At 59.7% G+C, this 18,003-nt stretch carries 18 protein-coding genes; 13 read left to right on the top strand and 5 right to left on the bottom strand.

Annotation, left to right across the window (positions count from 1 at the left end; translation table 11 throughout):
* Positions 1-5 precede the first annotated feature (5 nt).
* Both BLU78_RS03390 and BLU78_RS03395 read left to right on the top strand, forming a co-directional pair.
* Positions 6-1,385, top strand: coding sequence for a RagB/SusD family nutrient uptake outer membrane protein (locus BLU78_RS03390; protein WP_010263446.1), 1,380 nt, complete (start codon positions 6-8; stop codon positions 1,383-1,385).
* Positions 1,386-1,471: 86 nt separating this feature from the next.
* Complete coding sequence (locus BLU78_RS03395) at positions 1,472-2,221, top strand: LytR/AlgR family response regulator transcription factor (protein ID WP_010263443.1); 750 nt, start codon at positions 1,472-1,474, stop codon at positions 2,219-2,221.
* Here BLU78_RS03395 and BLU78_RS03400 read toward each other — a convergent pair whose 3' ends face one another.
* The 4 genes from BLU78_RS03400 to lpxK form a co-directional block, all read right to left on the bottom strand.
* Positions 2,222-2,512: a hypothetical protein gene (locus BLU78_RS03400; RefSeq protein WP_010263440.1), complete on the bottom strand. Its 291-nt coding sequence runs from the start codon at positions 2,510-2,512 to the stop codon at positions 2,222-2,224.
* A 90-nt stretch (positions 2,513-2,602) separates the two neighbouring features.
* Complete coding sequence (locus BLU78_RS03405; RefSeq protein WP_010263437.1) at positions 2,603-3,091, bottom strand: single-stranded DNA-binding protein; 489 nt, start codon at positions 3,089-3,091, stop codon at positions 2,603-2,605.
* Positions 3,092-3,901: a purine-nucleoside phosphorylase gene (locus BLU78_RS03410; protein ID WP_010263435.1), complete on the bottom strand. Its 810-nt coding sequence runs from the start codon at positions 3,899-3,901 to the stop codon at positions 3,092-3,094.
* A complete protein-coding gene (gene lpxK / locus BLU78_RS03415; RefSeq protein ID WP_010263431.1) occupies positions 3,885-4,928 on the bottom strand; it encodes a tetraacyldisaccharide 4'-kinase in 1,044 nt (347 codons plus the stop codon). The genes BLU78_RS03410 and lpxK overlap by 17 nt, the downstream gene beginning before the upstream one ends.
* A gap of 148 nt (positions 4,929-5,076) precedes the next feature.
* Between lpxK and BLU78_RS03420 the strand changes: the two genes are divergently transcribed.
* The 9 genes from BLU78_RS03420 (at position 5,077) to BLU78_RS03460 (ending at position 11,935) form a co-directional block, all read left to right on the top strand.
* The gene (locus tag BLU78_RS03420; RefSeq protein WP_010263422.1) at positions 5,077-6,372 is read left to right on the top strand and encodes a M23 family metallopeptidase; all 1,296 of its coding nucleotides are present in this window, start codon (positions 5,077-5,079) and stop codon (positions 6,370-6,372) included.
* A gap of 4 nt (positions 6,373-6,376) precedes the next feature.
* Positions 6,377-7,114: a 2-C-methyl-D-erythritol 4-phosphate cytidylyltransferase gene (ispD, locus tag BLU78_RS03425; RefSeq protein ID WP_010263418.1), complete on the top strand. Its 738-nt coding sequence runs from the start codon at positions 6,377-6,379 to the stop codon at positions 7,112-7,114.
* Positions 7,098-7,634, top strand: coding sequence for a PH domain-containing protein (locus tag BLU78_RS03430; protein WP_010263416.1), 537 nt, complete (start codon positions 7,098-7,100; stop codon positions 7,632-7,634). The genes ispD and BLU78_RS03430 overlap by 17 nt, the downstream gene beginning before the upstream one ends.
* A 41-nt stretch (positions 7,635-7,675) precedes the next feature.
* Positions 7,676-7,840 carry a rubredoxin gene (gene rd / locus BLU78_RS03435; protein ID WP_010263415.1) on the top strand — a complete coding sequence of 55 codons (165 nt, stop codon included), beginning with the start codon at positions 7,676-7,678 and terminating at the stop codon, positions 7,838-7,840.
* A 395-nt stretch (positions 7,841-8,235) separates the two neighbouring features.
* A complete protein-coding gene (gene cysK / locus BLU78_RS03440; protein WP_010263412.1) occupies positions 8,236-9,195 on the top strand; it encodes a cysteine synthase A in 960 nt (319 codons plus the stop codon).
* Positions 9,192-10,061, top strand: a complete 870-nt coding sequence (locus tag BLU78_RS03445) for a serine acetyltransferase (RefSeq protein WP_010263409.1) — start codon at positions 9,192-9,194, stop codon at positions 10,059-10,061. Before cysK ends, BLU78_RS03445 begins: the two co-directional genes overlap by 4 nt.
* Positions 10,062-10,318: 257 nt before the next feature.
* On the top strand, positions 10,319-10,852 hold the full coding sequence (locus BLU78_RS03450; RefSeq protein WP_231290872.1) for a hypothetical protein: 534 nt from the start codon (positions 10,319-10,321) through the stop codon (positions 10,850-10,852).
* 144 nt (positions 10,853-10,996) lie between these two features.
* On the top strand, positions 10,997-11,575 hold the full coding sequence (locus tag BLU78_RS03455; protein WP_010263392.1) for a hypothetical protein: 579 nt from the start codon (positions 10,997-10,999) through the stop codon (positions 11,573-11,575).
* Between the two features lie 9 nt (positions 11,576-11,584).
* Positions 11,585-11,935 (top strand): hypothetical protein, encoded by a 351-nt coding sequence (locus BLU78_RS03460; RefSeq protein WP_010263389.1) that lies wholly within the window; start codon positions 11,585-11,587, stop codon positions 11,933-11,935.
* A 166-nt stretch (positions 11,936-12,101) separates the two neighbouring features.
* Here BLU78_RS03460 and BLU78_RS03465 read toward each other — a convergent pair whose 3' ends face one another.
* Complete coding sequence (locus tag BLU78_RS03465) at positions 12,102-14,120, bottom strand: dipeptidyl-peptidase 3 family protein (RefSeq protein ID WP_407921702.1); 2,019 nt, start codon at positions 14,118-14,120, stop codon at positions 12,102-12,104.
* A 484-nt stretch (positions 14,121-14,604) separates the two neighbouring features.
* On the opposite strand from BLU78_RS03465, the gene BLU78_RS03470 reads away from it, so the two are divergent.
* Positions 14,605-16,170: a fimbrillin family protein gene (locus BLU78_RS03470; protein WP_081504099.1), complete on the top strand. Its 1,566-nt coding sequence runs from the start codon at positions 14,605-14,607 to the stop codon at positions 16,168-16,170.
* 39 nt (positions 16,171-16,209) lie between these two features.
* The gene (locus tag BLU78_RS03475; RefSeq protein WP_010263383.1) at positions 16,210-18,003 is read left to right on the top strand and encodes an exo-alpha-sialidase; all 1,794 of its coding nucleotides are present in this window, start codon (positions 16,210-16,212) and stop codon (positions 18,001-18,003) included.

An 18,003-nucleotide genomic window follows, 5' to 3' on the forward strand; every position in this document is an offset into this window, starting at 1 on the left:
GAAAAATGAAAAAATACGCATACATTCTTCTCGCAGCACTGGGATTCGCCTCGTGCAACTACCTGGAAATAGATCCCATAGGCCAGGTAATCCCGCACAAGACATCGGAATACCGCGCCCTGCTCACCGAAGGCTATTTCCGGTTTCCGTACATCGACTCGAAGGCCCTTACGGGAATGCTCTCCGACGAAACCGACTACCTCTACGACGGCAAACTTTACAGCAGCAATTACGTCGCGCTCTCGCACAATTTCGTGTGGGATTACAGCAGTCAGATGCACGAAATGCCGTATGAAACCTATTACCGGGCCATCTTCCTCGCCAACGCCGTGATCGACGATGTGATGGACTCCGAGCAGGATTCCGCCGAATCGAAGGAGCAGATCATGGGCGAGGCATACGCCATACGCGCCTACTCTCATTTCGATCTGGTGAACCTCTACGGCAAAGCCTATGATCCCGCTACGGCGGCTACCGACCGCGGCGTGCCCCTGTCAGTCGAAATCGACATCGAGCAGAAATACCGTCCGGCAAGTGTGGAGGCAATTTACACGCAGATTCTCAAAGACATCGAACAGGCCGAAAAGCTGATGGACGTCGAGAAACAGCCCGACGCCACACTCAGCTACCGTTTTTCGCTCAACGCCCTCGAAGCCTTCAAGGCCCGCGTCCTGCTCTACATGCGCAACTGGCAGGGAGCTTATGACGCAGCAACGACCCTGATGCCCGCATACGCACTGGCGGACCTGAACGATCTGGGCGAAAAAGGCGAAGACAACCTGCCGTGGAAAGCGACCTCCACGGAGTCCATTCTGGCCTGGGAGCGCCCGTTCGGTTTCAGCAGCGGGGACTTGTTCGAGTCGTGCGCCCTTTCCGACGAAATGCTCGCCCGGTTCGACAAAGCGACCGACAACCGCCGAAACTACATCAAAGAAGCTGTAAAACGAGACCCCGTTTGGGGCGACGAGACCCCGCTGGGTTACTACATCCCCGACCGTTCGTCGTCGGACCGCGTGTCGATCCGTATCGCCGAGATGTACCTGATCGCCGCCGAAGCCGGTTCATACCTTCCGGCCGAACTGGACAACGCACGCACGCATCTGCTCACCTTGCAGAGCAAACGGCTGAAACCGGAGGCAATGGAAGCCCAGCGCACAAAGGTGCAGGCCATGAACGCCGACGAACTCCGCGCGGAGATCGCCGACGAACGCGCCCGCGAACTGATCGGCGAAGGGCACCGCTGGATGGATTTGCGACGCACGACGCGTCCCGCCATCACCCGGGTCCACGAAGAAGTTACTTACAGACTTCAGGCAGGCGATTCGCGTTACACGCTGCCTTTCCCGCAGTCGGCCATCAACAACAACCCCGAGTTGAACAACTAAACGGAGAGAAGCCCGCATTTCGGGCCACGACTGAAAAAACAGTCCGGTTTTTGCACCGGACTGTTTTTTTTGTAATTTTACGCGTCATGAAAGCCATTATCATCGAAGACGAGCCGTTGTCGGCTGCCGAGCTGCGCACGTCGCTGGCCGAGGTGGCACCGTACATCGAGGTCGTAGCCACGGCATCGTCGGTCGCAGAAGCGGTCGAGACGATAGATCGTGTCGACCACGACCTGATCTTCATGGACATTCACCTCGAAGACGGCAGCGGATTCGATATTTTCGAACGCGCGGACATCTCCGTGCCGGTCATTTTCATCACGGCCTACGATTCCTATGCGCTGAAAGCTTTCGAGAACAAGGGCATCGACTACCTGCTGAAACCCTTCGGTCTGGACGACCTCCGGCGGGCCATAGATAAGCTGGGACTTCTGTCGGGGGGGGGAAGTGCGTCTGCGGAGCACGGCGCCCCGACGCAGACGCCTCCGGTATATCAGGAACGATTCCTGGTACACATGGGCGCCCGGATGAAATCGGTCACCACGGCGGAAATCGCCTATTTCATGGCTGACGGCAAGTATCTCCACCTGATGACGCACGACGGAAAAGACTACATCCTCGACCGTTCGCTGACCGACGTAGGCGAAAAACTGCCGCCGAACCTCTTTTTCCGCATCAACCGCCGTTTCATCATCTCGTTCGACGCCATCCGGGAGATGATCCGCTACTCGGGAAGCCGCATCAAAGTCCTGCTCAACCCGCCCCTTGCCGAAGGAGAGGAGGCGTTCGTCAGCACCGACCGCGTGCAGGATTTCCGGCAGTGGCTGAACCGGTAACTACTCGCACTCGTCCGCCAGATGCAGGTTCCCGCGGATGAACGCATCGAGTTCCGGGCCCTTTTTCAGAACGAACGTCGAATCGATCTCATACAAACGGTTCAGCAGGAACTCTCCCTTGCGGCGGGCCGCCGCCGAGTCGGCTTCGGGCATGGTTTTCACAAAGGCCTGCAGGTTGACTTCATAGTACTTTTCGAACAGGTCGCGGCAGCTCTCCTTCCGGGATCCACCGCAGCCGGTCAGCATGCAACCGGCCAGTGCGACCGATAATCCGGCTGATAACAGTTTCATAGGCAATAAGATTCGGGTAAAACAAAAATCTACCGCCCGGGCATTGAGGATTCAACCGGACGGCAGACCGATTGTGAGCGGCGACAGGCGTCAGAACGGCAAATCGTCCGGATCGTCCGCCGGGGCGGAAGGAGCCGCAGACTGGGGCTGGGGCTGCGGAGCCGCCGTAGGCTGCTGATAGCCGCTTTGCTGGTATCCGCCCTGCTGCTGCCCGCCGTAGGCGGGAGCGCCCTCCGACGCCGGATTGTCCGAACGACGGCCCAGCAGGTTCATCGTATCGGCCAGGATCTCCGTCGTATAGCGCTTGTTGTTGTCCTTGTCCATCCACTCGCGGGTGCGCAGGCGTCCCTCGACGTAAATCTGCGAACCTTTGCGGACAAAACGGTCCACCACGTCGGCCAGACCCCGCCACAGCGTGATCGTATGCCACTCGGTGTGTTCCTTCGCTTCGTTGGCCTGGCGGTCGAACAGCCGTTCGGTCGTCGCCAGGCGGATGCGGGCGACCTTAGCGCCGCCCTCGAGCGTGCGCACTTCGGGGTCCATGCCCACATTGCCGATCAGTATTACCTTGTTTACCATTTATTTAAGATTTTTAATCATTTTGCGGAAAAGAACCTCCATGCGCACACCGGCCTTTTTGCCCTGCCGCTGCACGTCCTCGTGGTCGCCCACTTCGTCCGAAAGGCCGCAGTTGGTGATGACCGAAACGCCGAAGACCGGAACCGACATGTGGCGCGCCACGATCACCTCGGGAACGGTAGACATACCCGCGGCATCGCCGCCGATGGCTTTGAAATAGCGGTACTCGGCCTGCGTCTCGAACGTCGGGCCCGTACCGCCGACATAGACGCCGTACTGGAGTTTGATATTCTCCTCCTCGGCGATCTTCGTGGCCGCGGCGATCAGCGTCTTGTCGTAGCAGTTGTGCATGTCCGGGAAGCGGGGCCCCAGCTCGGCGATGTTGGGACCGATCAGCGGGTTGGGCATCAGGTTGATATGGTCGGTGATGACCATCAGGTCGCCCACGCGGAACGAGGTGTTGATGCCGCCCGAGGCGTTCGACACGAAGAGGTATTTGATCCCCAACTGCTGCATCACGCGCACGGGGAAGGTCACCTGCTGCATCGTGTAACCCTCATAGTAGTGGAAGCGGCCCTGCATGGCCACGACCCTGCGGCCCTCGATCGTCCCGAAAATCATCCGGCCCTTATGGCCCTCGACCGTCGAGACGGGAAACCCGGGGATATTCTTATATTCGATGGCGAATTGCGTGTCGATCCGGTCGGCGAAATCGCCCAGTCCGGTGCCGAGAACGATGCCGACCTCGGGCGCGAAATCCCGGGTCTCAGCCTGAATGAAAGCGGCTGTCTTCTTAATTTCCTCTAACATCTTCTTCCAGTTTTTGCAGAAAATCCGTTGCCGAATCCTCTATGAATGAAATATTTATCGGTAGATAATATAAATTACGGCGGATCGCTTCGGGAATCTTGTCCCGGTTGGTCATCTTCACCGCGTCCTTCTCCGTCGTTACAATCACCGCGCCGGGATGCTCCGCCAGCAGGGCTTTCAAAGCGTTCATGTCACGGACCTTGTAGACGTGGTGGTCGTCAAGCGTCATCTCGGCGACGACCGAATAGCGTTCACGAAGGGTCTGCAGGAAGGGTTTGGGGTTGCCGATGCCCGAAAGGGCGATCACCGGGCGCCCCTGGACCAGCGGCTCGGCGGGGGCCTCGCCGGCAAAGAGCGGCTGGGGCATGAAACTCTCGAAACGGGTGAAATAGACCCGCTGGTAGGCCACCTGAATCAGCACTTTGCGCAGGATGCGCCGGTCGATGGGCGCCATCCGCTCGGGGCATTTCGTGACCACGAAATAGTGGGCGCGGTGCAACTCTTCGGGCAGGTCGCGCAGCGTACCCAGCGGCAGCATCCGGTCGTGCTGGACGGGACGCGTGGCGTCGATCATCACGATATTGATTTTCGGCTCCACATAGCGGTGCTGGAAGCCGTCGTCCATCACGATCAGGTCGACCTCGGGGTGTTCGGCGCGAATGCGGCGGATGCCCTCGGAACGCTTCTCGCAGACGGCGACCACCGTGTCGGGGAATTTGAGTTTGATCTGCAGCGGTTCGTCCCCCACGTCGCGGTAATGCGAATCGCAGCGCACCTCCCGGTAACCCTTCGTGCGCCGCCCGTAGCCGCGCGAGAGCAGCGCCACGTTGTGCATCTGCGCCATGTAGGCGATCACCATTTCGGCCATCGGGGTCTTGCCCGTGCCGCCGACGGTGATGTTGCCGATGCAGATGACCGGAATGTCGAATTTCTCGCTTTTGAGGATACCCCAGTCGAAGAGGCGGTGACGAAACGTCACCCCCGCTTTATAGAGGACAGCCGCAGGTGCGAGCAGGAATTTCAACATCTTTCCAACCGATTTGTACAGATAACTTTCAAAGGTAACGATTTTTCCCGGGACCGCCAAACCCAAACCGGCAAATCTCGGCCATTCCCCGCAAATAGCATACTAAATGCAGCGGACGACACGTTTTTTTACTATCTTTACGGCATCTATGAAAAGTTTTAAAGTTACCATATGCGCCCTGCTGCTCCTGGCCGCAGGCGCCTGCAACCGGACACAGGGTCCGGCAACCGAAACGGAGGGGGCGGAGGAGCCCCACAACATGCTTTACGGCATCAATGCCGACGACTACCGCACCGAGACGGGAGAGGTGGGGTCCGGGGAGACGATGGGCAAAATACTCAATGGATTCGGCGTCTCGGCCTACACGATCGACCGGCTGGACAAGGCTTCGAAAGCGGTCTTCCCGCTGCGCAACATCCGCGCGGGACACAAGTACACCGCCTTCATCCACGAGGACTCGCTCTACGCCCCGCACCTCGACTACCTGGCCTACGAGCTTTCGGTGACCGATTACGTGGTCTTCGGATTCCACGACAACGACTCGGTGTCGGTGCGCCGCGACTGCAAGGATTACACGCTGCGCCGCACGAAGAAAAGCGCCGTCATCAACTCCTCGCTCTGGGGCGCCATCATGGAGCAGGACTTACCCTACGCCCTGGCCGCCGAACTGGAGGACATCTACCAGTGGACGGTCGATTTCTTCGGCATCCAGAAGGGCGACAGTTTCACGGTGATCTACGACGAACGCTTCATCGACGACTCGGTGTCGGTGGGCATCGGGCGCATCTGGGGTGCGAAATTCTCCCAGGGCGGCAAGGAGTATTACGCCATTCCGTTCCGTCAGAACGGCAAGATCCAATACTGGGAGGCGGACGGCGCGAGCCTCCGCAAGCAGATGCTCAAAGCCCCGCTGAAATACTCGCGCATCAGTTCGAAATTCACCTACGCCCGCAAACACCCTATTTATAAGGTTTACCGCCCGCACACGGGTGTCGACTACGCCGCGCCGAAAGGCACTCCCGTACACGCCGTGGCCGACGGTACGGTGATCTTCAAAGGCTGGGGCGGCGGTGGCGGCAACACGCTCAAAATCAAACACCCGGGCAATCTTCAGACGGGTTACCTGCACCTGAGCGGCTATGCCAAGGGCATCACGAAAGGGTCGCGCGTGTCGCAGGGCCAGCTGATCGGCTACGTCGGTTCGACGGGCGCCTCGACGGGCCCCCACCTCGACTACCGCGTCTGGAAGAACGGCACGCCGATCGACCCGCTGAAAATCCCGCAGGAGCCCGCGGAGCCGATCTCGAAGGAGAACCGCCCGTTGTTCGAATATGTCCGCGACCGCATCACGGCCGAACTTTGCGGCGACGTGAAGCCCGAGGAGCAGATCACGCAGCTGGATTCGCTCGTCCTGCCCGCGACCGTCGCACAACCCCAACAATAAACGTATGGAACGCACGGGAATCATCATCGTAGCCGGAGGCAGCGGACGCCGCGCAGGAGGCGCACGCCCCAAGCAGTTCGCATTCCTCGGCGGAATGCCCGTACTGGCGCGCACGATCAACAATTTCGCCGCAGCCATGCCCGGGGCGGAGATCGTGGCCGTACTGCCGGAGCAGCACATCGAATTCTGGAACAATCTCGCGGCCCGTTTCGACGTGGCGGCGCACGCCGTCGTCGCAGGCGGCGCGGAACGCTTCGACTCGGTAAAAAACGGGCTCGCGGCGCTGACGACCGACCCCGAACTGATCGCCGTGCAGGACGGCGTGCGTCCGCTGGGAACGGCCGCCATGATCCGCCGCGTGGCCGCAGCCGCAGCGCGCCACGGAGCCGCCATACCGGTCGTGGAGGCCGTGGACTCGTTCCGCGAAACGGAGGGTGAACCCGACGCGGAGGGCATCGTCCCCTCGCGGATCGTCGACCGCCGCCGGCTGCGCATCGTGCAGACCCCGCAGTTCTTCCGCGCCGACGTGCTGCGCCGCGCCTACGAGGCGGACTACCGGACGGAATTCACCGACGACGCCTCGGTGGTCGAAGCCGCCGGACATCCGGTGTGCCTGACCGAGGGCGAGCGCGAAAACCTGAAACTGACGACCCCGGAAGATTTCACCATCGCCGAGGCCCTGATCGCCGCGCGCGAGGAGGCCGAGGAAGAACAGGCAGCGACCGATGCAAAGCATCTATAAATACCGTTTCGACCGTCACACGATCTACTGGACGCTGGTCTACCTGGTGGTTTTCATCCTCCTGGGCTGGTTGCTCTACAACCTGTACGAAGGGGGTTACCTCTCGGCGTGGTTCACGTCGTTCATCGTGGCGCTCATAGCCCTGATGTCGCTGTCGATCCCCCGCCGGATCGTCGTCTCGGACGAGACGGTCGAAATCCGCTGCCTGTTGGACATCACCGAGATACGCCGCGACGAAATCGCCTCGGTGCGCCGTGTGGACGCCCGGCGGATGCAGTGGTTCGTGCCGATTTTCGGCGGCTGCGGGTTCTTCGGCTACTACGGCCACTTCATCGACCTGCGGCGGCTCGACCGCGTGCGGCTCTACGCCTCGGAGTGGCGCAACTTCGTCGAGGTCGTCGACATCTATGAGGACCGGCTCTACGTCTCGTGCGCCGATGCCGACCGCCTCGTAGCCGAGCTCACCCCGCCGGGCGGCAACCGTCCCGATGACGAAGAGGAGGAAGAAAGCGGCAGTTAATTTGCAGGAACATCATTCACCCTAATAAAAAACAGCAAAAGATGAAAAAGTATCGTTGTGTAGTCTGCGAGTGGATCTACGATCCCGCAGTCGGCGATCCCGACGGAGGCATCGCCCCCGGAACGCCTTTCGAAGAGATTCCCGACGACTGGGTATGCCCCGTCTGCGGAGTCGACAAGAGCAATTTCGAAGAGGTCGAGGAGTAAATCCGCCCTTCGGACCCAATGCGGCGCACCCCTCTGGATTGGAGTGCGCCGCATCTGCTTTTTCCGGAGGTTCGCGCCGAGGACGGACCGGGGCGCATCGGGCGGTCCGGAAAGAGTGACGGCAGGCGACCGAAATAAAAACCGGAAGGGTTGGATTTTTCGAAAAAGTGCCTTATATTTGTCCCGAACCGAAAAAGAGAATTCCATGTCGGCAGTCATCAACAATACGATGTGTTGTGCCGCAGCGACTTGTTGTCGTTGCTGTTTCGTCGTAGCTGCCGCCGCACGGGGATTGTCGGGTGAAATAGACGGGTAAGGACCCGTTATCATTCCATAAATTATGCGGCAGACAACCATCTGCCGCTTTTTTTGTCGTCAATTTAAAATCAGATACCATGAAAAAAATTGCAAATTCAGCACTGGACCTCGTCGGCAACACACCGATGGTCGAACTGTCGCGCCTGGGCCGGGAGGCCGGCGCCGTGGCCAGGGTCGTCGCCAAAGTCGAACTGTTCAACCCCGCCGGAAGCGTGAAGGACCGCATCGCCCTGGCGATGGTCGAGGAGGCCGAAGCCCGCGGTACAATCCGTCCCGGAGCCACGATCATCGAGCCCACGAGCGGCAATACGGGTGTCGGACTGGCGCTCGTCAGCGCACTGAAAGGCTATAAGCTGATCCTCACCATGCCCGAGACGATGAGCGTCGAGCGGCAGCGGCTCGTGGCGGCTTACGGCGCACAGGTGGTCCTCACCCCCGGGGCCGAAGGCATGAAGGGGGCCATCGCCCGGGCCGAGGCGCTGCTCGCGGAGATTCCCGGATCGGTCATGCTCCAGCAGTTCGAGAACCCCGCCAACCCCGAACGCCACTACCGCACCACCGCCGAGGAGATCTGGCGCGACACCGACGGAACGGCGGACCTCTTCGTGGCCGGCGTCGGCACGGGCGGAACCGTCAGCGGCACGGGCCGCCGGCTCAAGGAGCTGAACCCCGGGATGGAGGTCGTGGCCGTGGAACCGGCCGCTTCGCCCGTGCTCTCGGGCGGCGCCCCCGGCCCCCACAGGATACAGGGCATCGGCGCGGGATTCGTCCCCCGGAATTACGACGCCGCGGTCGTGGACCGCGTCATCCCGGTCGGCGACGACGAGGCCATCGGGACGGCCCGGTTGCTCGCCGCACACGAAGGGCTGCTGGTCGGCATCTCCTCCGGAGCCGCCGCATACGCCGCCCTGCAGCTGGCCAAACGCGAGGAAAACCGCGGCAAAACGATCGTCGTGCTGCTGCCCGACACCGGCGAGCGTTATCTCTCTACCCTGCTGTACGCCTTCGACGAATACAAAACCGACATCCGCCTATGAACCGCACAGCTTCCGACACACAGCTCCGGCAGCTTGCCGAAGCCCTCGCGGCACCGGACATCCACATCCCCGCGGCCGTTCCGGCGGGCATCGACTCCGCAGCGCTGAAACGAGCCGTGCGGCTCTTCCGGTCGGCGGTCTTTGCCGGCTATTTCGATGCGGAACCCATCGCCGCAAGCCTCGGCGAACTCTCCGACATCCTCGCCCGCCAGAGCGCCCGCGCCTGTGCCACATTCCACCGCGGGGTGCATCCGGACGCTGAGCCGTTCGGCAGGGAGGTCGCCGCACAGCTGCTAAAGCAGCTGCCCGAACTGCGCCGCCGGCTCGGAACCGACGTGAAGGCCGTCTTCGACGGGGACCCCGCGGCCGTGAGCTACGAAGAGGTGATCCTCTGCTACCCGGCGCTCGTCGCCCTGACGCACTATCGTCTGGCCCACGCCCTGCTGCAACTCGGGGTCCCGATCCTGCCGCGCCTGATCTCCGAGGCGGCCCACTCGGCCACGGGAATCGACATACATCCCGGTGCGGAAATCGGGGAATATTTCAGCATCGACCACGGCACAGGCGTCGTGATCGGCGAGACGTGCGTCATCGGCAACCACGTGCGGCTCTATCAGGGAGTGACGCTCGGCGCCAAGAGTTTCAAGTTCGACGCCGCAGGCAATATCCTCCAGGAGCCGCGCCACCCGATTCTCGAAGACAACGTGGTGGTCTACTCCAACTCCTCGATTCTGGGGCGCGTACGAATCGGCCACGACACGGTCGTCGGCGGCAACGTCTGGCAGACGACCGACTTGCCGCCCTATTCGCGCGTAATTCAGGGCCGTGCGAGCGTATCGACATTCGAAAACGGAGGCGGAATATAATCCGCGTACGATTCGGAAGGCTTATATCCCCGAAATTCTGCACAAATGCGCCGAAGAGCGTACCGAAAGCGAGGCGCACCTTTTCAGGGATGCGCCTCGCGGCATTTCGGGAAGCTGTTTCAAAAAAATCGGGGGGGGGGTATACAACCTCCGCCGATTTTTGTTATTTTTGTCTGTCGCGCACGGTGCGCGGCTAAGAATCAAATCAATACGATGATGAAAAAAATCCTATTCCTGATGGCCGCAGCGGCCATGATGTGGGGGGGGGTAATGCAGTAACGGCACAGACCCTCGAACCCGAATTCGAGGGAGAGGTCGTCGGCGTATTCCCCGACGGCTCGTCCAAGAAGCTCGAAAAACACAATGTGCGGATGCGAACGGGCGCCGGCGTCTACATCGCCGGATTCGCAGCCAGCAAATCCAAAACAAAAGTACTCGTGGAAGGTGGTTCGGCCAGCGTGCGGTTCGACGGTTCGCAGCCGGTCGCACTCATCGTCCGCGCCAAGGACAACAAGGCCGATCCCATGTCCATCGTGCGCGTCTTCCGCATGAAGAGCACCAAAAAGAACCGTTCGGCGGTGATCTCGGCCGTCGGGTCGTTCTCGGTGAGCTCCAACACCATGGACTACCTGCGGTTTTCGGCCGAGAAATACGGCGAAAGCTCCTACCGCCTGACTTTCGACGAACGCCCCGCAGGCGAATACGGCATCATCGTTTCGAACCCCAACAACGTGGACGAAAAGATGGTGATTGTCTCGGCATTCGCCATCGACGGCGAAGCGAAAGAGTGATCCTGGAGCCACTGCTCCGTATCCGACAATGAGGGTGTCTATTCTTAGACACCCTTTTTTTCCAGCGACATTTCGCCCGGAATATTTGACGGGAAAGGTTATTTTTTATACATTTGTTCTACTCACCCGTTTTAAAATCCGTTCATGGAGCGTCTTCTGAATTTCACCCGCACGGCAAGCGTGCTGTTGCTGGGCCTGCTGCTACTGAAACTCATCCCGATCTTCGTCCCCCACACGGAGTTCATCCAACTGCTGTCGACCGCGGCCAAAATGATCGTACTGCTGGTTTTCTTCGGGATATTCATCAACGAGTCAGAGCACAACGCCGTCCTCCGGCCCTATGCCATCGCGGGGCTCGTCGGCATAATCCTGCAAATTGCAAGCTTGTCCCTCCAAGTCGTTCTCCAACACACGGGAGCCTATCAGCAAATGGCTTACGCCGGAATCATCAATATAGCCAGTTTCATTTTCACCTTCATCTTCTTCTGGCTGCTGGGCAGCGCAGTAACCACCGGGCCGCTGCGGGTTTGCGCACATCTGACGGCTGTACTCCCTATCCTGATAACGCTTATCCAAAGTTTCTTGCCATCCCTGATCCTCACACAGATGATCGGCCCGGAAGACCACATTACCTTCTTAACGATCAGCTATGCCCTGTTCGCAATGCTGGATATGGCCGTATACGCCTGGTTCTTCCACACATTCCACCGTCAATTCAAATAACTCATAGTCATGGAACAACAGACCAATCCCGAACAGGGACAAGCTCTCAAAAACCTGCTCGGGGCACAGGAAAAACCTGTATCCGCCGTAAATCCGGAGAGCTCTCCCTATACGACCAATTCCACAGCCGAATCGGTCGTCGATGTGCTAGCTGTACTGATCCTGATCGGGGGAATCATCGGAGGGATTATCCTGATCGCCCAAGTAGTCGACACTTCCTACGGCGGAGCAATCCTCATCGGCTGGGGTGTCGCGCTGATCGTCACCGCCATTATCCAGTGGGCATTCCTCAAAGTATTGTGCAACATTTCGCGCAACCTCTTTAACATCAACCACGCCCTTCGCTCGAAAAACAAATAGAAAGAGTATGTTCCGGTCAAAACGGTGCAGGTACACCTGCACCGTTTTTGATTACCGCGGAGCAGATGTCGTGCATCGTGAAGAATCCCCGGATGGGTAGTCCTCAGCGGACGTCCCATTCGGGGATTCGAGGGATGTGCGGCAGGTGCGCCGCAATCATCGAAAACTAATTGACGTTCGGCAGGAACGAATAATTCTTCGAATAGCCGAGCATCTGCTCCACGTAATTGGCCGGGTAGGAGATCTTCACGTCGACAACCTTGCCGTCCTTCTCCACCAGTTCGAACTCGGGGTTCACGAAACCGCCGTAAGGCTCGATGTTGAGCGCATAGTAGCGGTCGCGGACCTCCTTGTGCAGCACGGGATCGACCACGACGGCGTACTGCTCGACCAGCTTGCGGCCGGCCTCGTAATCACCCTCGGATTTGATGCGCTGCACCTCGCGGAGCATCTCGCCGAAGAGCTGGCGCAGTTTCTCGAAATCGTTGACCACGGCATAGGTCTTGCCGTTCTCGCGGACCATTTCGATCACGTTGTCGGCCTTGCCGCGTTCGTAGCACCACTCGGCGATCAGTTTGCGGTTGCGCATGTGCGACTCCTCGACGTTCTTGCCCAACTCGACGCGCGCCAACTGGGTCATCATGCCGTTCAGAATGTATTTCGCATAGCCGGCCTTGGCCACGTCGAACGACGGCACCAATCCCAGCTCGACCAGCTTGGGGTCGCCCAGGTAGTAGAGGCCGAAGAGGTCGGCGCGGGTCTCTTCGAGCGTCGAGCTGTAACTCTTCAGCTCACCGCCTTTCACACCCGGCGCCAGCTGGCCCGAGCCGTGGCCCAGACATTCGTGGAGGTCGGTGTGGAGATCGTCAGCCAGCTTGCCGTATTTGTCCATCCGCTCGCGGTCCTCGGCGCGGAGCACGAACTCCTCGTTGAAACCGTTGCCGTGGGCGGCCATATCATAGGCATAGGTGATGTTGTCGATGGTGACCGACTTCGAACCGTACTCCTTGCGAATCCAGTCGGCATTGGGAAGGTTGATGCCGATGGGCGTCGAGGGATAACAGTCGCCGCCCAGCATCGCCACGGTGATGACCTTGGCCGAAACGCCCTTCACGACCGGCTTGCGGTAGGCTTCGTCCACGGGAGAATGGTCCTCGAACCACTGGGCGTTGTCGGAAATGACCTCCGTGCGGTGGCAGGCCTCCTTGTCCATGAAGTTGACGTTGCCTTCCCACGCCGCCTTGCGCCCCAGCGGATCGCCGTAGTCCTCGATGAAGCCGTTGATGAAGTCGACGTTCGACACGGTGTCCTTCACCCAGCCGATGTTGTAACGGTCGAACTCTTTCAGGTCGCCCGTCTTATAATAGCTGACGAGCGCCGCGATGTTGCTCTTCTGCGGCTCCTTGGCCACGGACTGCGCCTTCTCGAGCCAATAGACGATCTTCTCGATGGCCGGCGAATACATGCCGCCCACCTTCCAGACCCGCTCGTAAATGCGGTCCGTCTTCTCCTCCTTCACCAACTGCGAATTGAGTCCGTAGGAGACCGGCTCGGGATTGCCCGCATCGGCATCGGCCATGTCAGCGTAGAACTTCTCGGCCTCGGCCTGGCGCACGTTGCGGTAATAGTTGCCCGACGAGGTCCACAGCAGGTCGTCGCCGGCCTTCTGGTTCAGCCGCGTCTTGTACATTTCGGGATTGAAGATCGCGACGCAGACCGTCCCGATCATGTTGTTCAGCTCACCGAAACGCTCCACGGGAATCGACTCGCAAACGTCGAGGAAATACTGCTCGGTGAATTCGGGCACGAACTTGTCGTTCGAATAGTGGTGGTGGATGCCGTTGGCGAACCACACCTTTTTCAGGTACTTCTCCAGCGCCTTCCATTCGGGCGTCGTGCGGTCGCCGGCATAATTCTCATAGATTGTTTCCAGCGTGCGGCGCACGGGAAGGTTGACGGCGCAGTTCTGGTCGAAGAAGATGTCGCGGCCGCACTTGGCAGCCTCGGCCAGGTAATAGACGAGCTCCTTCTCCTCGAGCGGCAGCTCGTCGAAGCCGGGGACTTCGTAACGGATGACCTTAATGTCGTCGAAGCGGTCGACGATCCACGGCGCCTCGCCCTTCGGCGACTGGCTGCACGCAGCAAGCGCAATAGCGGTAAAAGACATAGATACGATTTTTTTCATGTCGTTCGGGTTTTATAGAACAAAGATAGTGCAAGCCGAGTGCAATGCCAAATTTATTTGGACATTGCCGAGGCGCAGCCTATCTAAACCGGGATGGTCTTCCCCGGTAAAGTAGTGCAAGCCGAGTGCAATGCCAAATTTATTTGAACTTTGCCGAGGCGCAGCCTATCTAAACCGGGATGGTCTTCCCCGGTAAAGTAGTGCAAGCCGAGTGCAATGCCAAATTTATTTGAACTTTGCCGAGGCGCAGCGGGCTTAAAAAGCCCGGTTTACGGACGACGGAAAGAAGTGTATTCCGGAGCTGAATCCGCGCTGCGACCAATTCCAAATACCGTCTCTCAGGCGGTCCGTTGCACCTGTTGCAACTATTGTTCTATCCAAAACCGCCGCAATCTTCTATTTTTGCATCAACGGTTGTTATGCGAAAGTCAATCCATTTACAAAAACACGAACCTAAAATCAAAAAAACCTAAAAACAGCAGCCATGAGAAAAACAAGTTTTTCGGCCATGTGTGTGCTTGCCCTGCTGGTCGCCGGATGCCAGAACTCCGACGACGACAACCGGGGGCTTGAATATGACACACTCCGTGTCAATTTCAGGGGGAGTATGGCCAACGGCACCTGGGAAACGGGCGCCGAAGTCGGCATTTTCGCCTCCTGCACACGCAACGACGCACAGAATACACCGATGAGCACGAACGCCAACGCCCGCTATACGGCAGCGGAAGCCGGCGAGTCGGCGGCGCTCGGCAGCGCCACGGAGGACGACAGCATCGTCGCCGGTGCCTCGGACCACAACTACCGCTTCTACGCCTACTACCCCTATTCGAGCGCGGCAACCGACCCGAAGGCCATCGCAGCGGCGGCCCCGGCCGAACAGCCCTACACCGGACGGGCGAACGGCGGTCTTTACACGGCGTCGAAAAGCGTGACGACCGTGGTGCCCACCGTGGAACTGCAATTCCGCAACATTTTCGCCACGATGGAGCTCTACCTGCCCGACGACCTGCTGGACGAGGACGGCAATTCGGTGGTGAAGACGCTGACGCTGAAACCCGCCGTGTCGGAGAATTTCAGCGGCACGCTGGCCGTAAGCGGCACCTACGACCTCACGACCGGAACCTTCACCGAAAACCCCGCATCGCGGTCGCAGCAGATCGCCGTCGATTTCGGCACCGGGGGCCTCACGCTGAGCGACGCCTACACGAAAGTCCCGCTTGTCGTGGCCCCCTTCACGGTTCCGGAGGGCGGATTCGAGGTGACGTTCACCGACATGGACAACCGCCAGAGTTCGCTGACGATCCTCGCCAAAGCCGAGGATGCAGGCACCGCGGTGGCTGCCGGCGAGGTGACGAAGCAATACCTCAGCGCCAGCGACGACGGCATCGTCCCCGTAACGTTTCCCGTGGTCTTCCCGCTGGGATACGAAAACGGAAGTTATGTTTTCTCGGCAACGACACAGCCGCAGTGGCTCACCGACGGTCTCTGGATATGCCCCTCGCAGACCCAAGCCCATGCAAAGTGGATAAAGGCATCCGATCCAAGCGAGAGCCACACGCAAAAAATCGAGTATGTGAACAGCGCCAACAAGATCGGCTCCCCGGGCATCAAGGGCGTCTGGACAGGCGATTATTTCGAATTCACGCTGCCGGTCAAGAAATTCGCGGCAGGAACCTCCGTCACGCTCACCTTCCCGATGTATACCCGGCAGGGCCCGGTATTCTGGTATATCGAATACCTCGACGGCGAGGAGTGGAAATGCAACAAGGAGACCGTCACCTGCTACGACCCCGCTTACAGTATGGAGTGCACCTACTCGCTGGTTCGCGGCGGCAAAGTCATCGAACATACCATGACCTTCGAGAACGAGGTCAAAAGCGGCGAACTCAAATTCCGAATCAAATGTGCCGACGGAAGCATCCAGGCGGACACCGACACCAAAGTCGCTGTACGCAATACTCCCTGGGTCAGCAGTTCGGCTTATGCCGCCCCGTTCTACCTCTATCTGGAGGGCTCCGACGTGACGAGCGTAACTTTCTCGACAAACTGAAAAAAGTGAATAAAAAAACATAAATTTGTATAGAAACCGATGAAAACCACGAAACTCAAAACGATTTTTCTTACGGCGCTCTGCGCGGGAGGCTGCTCGGAACCGGGCGGTCCCCCGGCGGCAGAATGCGACGTACGTATAGCATGGGACCACAGCACGTTTCAGGAGATGACCTCCGCAGCCGTGGAGAACAAGGGCTACACCGAGCAGGAACTCCACTACCCCCGCATCAAGGCGCTCTCGGACGGAACGCTGCTGATGACCTTCATGAACGATCACTTCGGCTGGGACGCCTTCGTGCGGCGCAGCGAGGACGGCGGACGCACGTGGAGCGATGCGCAGATGGTGCGCCAGCGTTTCGACGCCCGCTCCTCGGCGGGAGCCGACCAGATGGTATTCGTAAACCCGGATTTCATCGAACTGCAGGACGGGCGCATCCTGCTCGCCTACCAGTGGCGCTACAAGAAGGGCTACAACGACATCGCCCACACCAACGAAAACTGCGGCGTCGAAATCCTGTTCAGCGACGACAAGGGCCGCACCTTCTCCGAACCGCGGAACATCTACACGGGCCGCTGCTGGGAACCGGCGATGCTGCAACTCCCCTCGGGCGAGATACAGATGTACATCACCGACAGCAACGAGACCCTCAACGGCGTTTCGCAGCCCTGCACCATCCTTATCCGGTCGTTCGACGGCGGCCGGACGTGGCAGGGCAAGGAGAGCTGTTCGTACCGCGACGGTGAGATCATCTCCCGGACGTTCGACGGACGCTGCACGGCCGACGGCATGCCCTCGGGCGTATGGCTCGACGATGACTACGGAATCGCCGTGCCGCTGGAGGTCTGGAGCGGCAAGTACAAGATGGACCAGACCCCCGTCATCGTGCGCACCGACGCCGCGACGAACTGGCATTCGGACCAGTCGATCCGCAGCGAGGGAGGCCCCGAATACCCCTGGAAGAAACAACTGAACAAGGATTTTGTGGGATTCGGGCCCTACTCGACCAAGCTGCCGACGGGCGAGATGGTCGTGCTCACGAACGGCGTCTACAAAAACGTCCAGGGCATGTGGGTCTTCATCGGCGACAAACGGGCCGACAATTTCCGCTTCGCCACCTCGCCGTTCGTCGGATACTGGGGCTCGATCGACTACATCGGCAACGACCGGGTGCTCGGAACCGGAACCTTCCGCTATCAGGACGGAGAGCGTTCGCGCGGCGGCGTGCGGCTGATGACCGGACGGCTGAACCGCGCCAAGACCGTCGCCAAAGGCGACCTCGCCATGGCGCCCGTCGGGGAGTTCGACCGGGAAAAGAACGATTACTGGTTCCTCGGCAAGGAGACCGCATCGTCGGTCTTCACCGACTTCGGATACACGGACGACTGTTTCATCGTCGCCACGTATCTCTTCGACGAAAACCTCGTGGCCTTCACGCCCGAAAACTCCGACGCTTCGGTCGTGCTGCTGGCACGGCAGTCTGACGACGGAGGCTGGGACACCTATAAGATTGTCGTCAATGCCCGGGGACGCTGGCTCGTCTACCGCGAAGAGACCTCCTCGTGGCGGCTCGTCGGCCAGGGCGAAACCAGAGTCGACCTCCGGGGCACGGTCAACGACGCCGGCGACACCGATCTGGGCTTCGGGGCCCGGCTGTGCATCGGCTGGGAGCTGCTGGGCGGCAAACCCGCCCCGGGCGAAGAGCTCCGCGCACACCTCCGCCACCACTACAAGGAAGAGGTGAAGGAAGGTCCCGTATTCGCGCTCGTCGAAGATGCCGAGGGCGAAAACAGCGACTACCCCGGAGAGTGGCTGCGCATAACCTTAAAATAG

This window comes from Alistipes timonensis JC136, assembly GCF_900107675.1.
In the GTDB taxonomy this organism is placed as follows: domain Bacteria; phylum Bacteroidota; class Bacteroidia; order Bacteroidales; family Rikenellaceae; genus Alistipes; species Alistipes timonensis.

What these genes read in the sequence shown, in the direction of transcription:
- rd (WP_010263415.1), top strand. Translation starts at nt 7,676, where the DNA reads ATGAAAAAGTATCGTTGTGTAGTCTGCGAGTGGATCTACGATCCCGCA.
- BLU78_RS03390 (WP_010263446.1), top strand. Translation starts at nt 6, where the DNA reads ATGAAAAAATACGCATACATTCTTCTCGCAGCACTGGGATTCGCCTCG.
- BLU78_RS03410 (WP_010263435.1), bottom strand. Translation starts at nt 3,901, where the DNA reads ATGTTAGAGGAAATTAAGAAGACAGCCGCTTTCATTCAGGCTGAGACC.
- BLU78_RS03470 (WP_081504099.1), top strand. Translation starts at nt 14,605, where the DNA reads ATGAGAAAAACAAGTTTTTCGGCCATGTGTGTGCTTGCCCTGCTGGTC.
- BLU78_RS03475 (WP_010263383.1), top strand. Translation starts at nt 16,210, where the DNA reads ATGAAAACCACGAAACTCAAAACGATTTTTCTTACGGCGCTCTGCGCG.
- BLU78_RS03405 (WP_010263437.1), bottom strand. Translation starts at nt 3,091, where the DNA reads ATGGTAAACAAGGTAATACTGATCGGCAATGTGGGCATGGACCCCGAA.
- cysK (WP_010263412.1), top strand. Translation starts at nt 8,236, where the DNA reads ATGAAAAAAATTGCAAATTCAGCACTGGACCTCGTCGGCAACACACCG.
- BLU78_RS03455 (WP_010263392.1), top strand. Translation starts at nt 10,997, where the DNA reads ATGGAGCGTCTTCTGAATTTCACCCGCACGGCAAGCGTGCTGTTGCTG.
- BLU78_RS03465 (WP_407921702.1), bottom strand. Translation starts at nt 14,120, where the DNA reads ATGAAAAAAATCGTATCTATGTCTTTTACCGCTATTGCGCTTGCTGCG.
- ispD (WP_010263418.1), top strand. Translation starts at nt 6,377, where the DNA reads ATGGAACGCACGGGAATCATCATCGTAGCCGGAGGCAGCGGACGCCGC.
- lpxK (WP_010263431.1), bottom strand. Translation starts at nt 4,928, where the DNA reads ATGTTGAAATTCCTGCTCGCACCTGCGGCTGTCCTCTATAAAGCGGGG.
- BLU78_RS03420 (WP_010263422.1), top strand. Translation starts at nt 5,077, where the DNA reads ATGAAAAGTTTTAAAGTTACCATATGCGCCCTGCTGCTCCTGGCCGCA.
- BLU78_RS03445 (WP_010263409.1), top strand. Translation starts at nt 9,192, where the DNA reads ATGAACCGCACAGCTTCCGACACACAGCTCCGGCAGCTTGCCGAAGCC.
- BLU78_RS03430 (WP_010263416.1), top strand. Translation starts at nt 7,098, where the DNA reads ATGCAAAGCATCTATAAATACCGTTTCGACCGTCACACGATCTACTGG.
- BLU78_RS03400 (WP_010263440.1), bottom strand. Translation starts at nt 2,512, where the DNA reads ATGAAACTGTTATCAGCCGGATTATCGGTCGCACTGGCCGGTTGCATG.
- BLU78_RS03395 (WP_010263443.1), top strand. Translation starts at nt 1,472, where the DNA reads ATGAAAGCCATTATCATCGAAGACGAGCCGTTGTCGGCTGCCGAGCTG.
- BLU78_RS03460 (WP_010263389.1), top strand. Translation starts at nt 11,585, where the DNA reads ATGGAACAACAGACCAATCCCGAACAGGGACAAGCTCTCAAAAACCTG.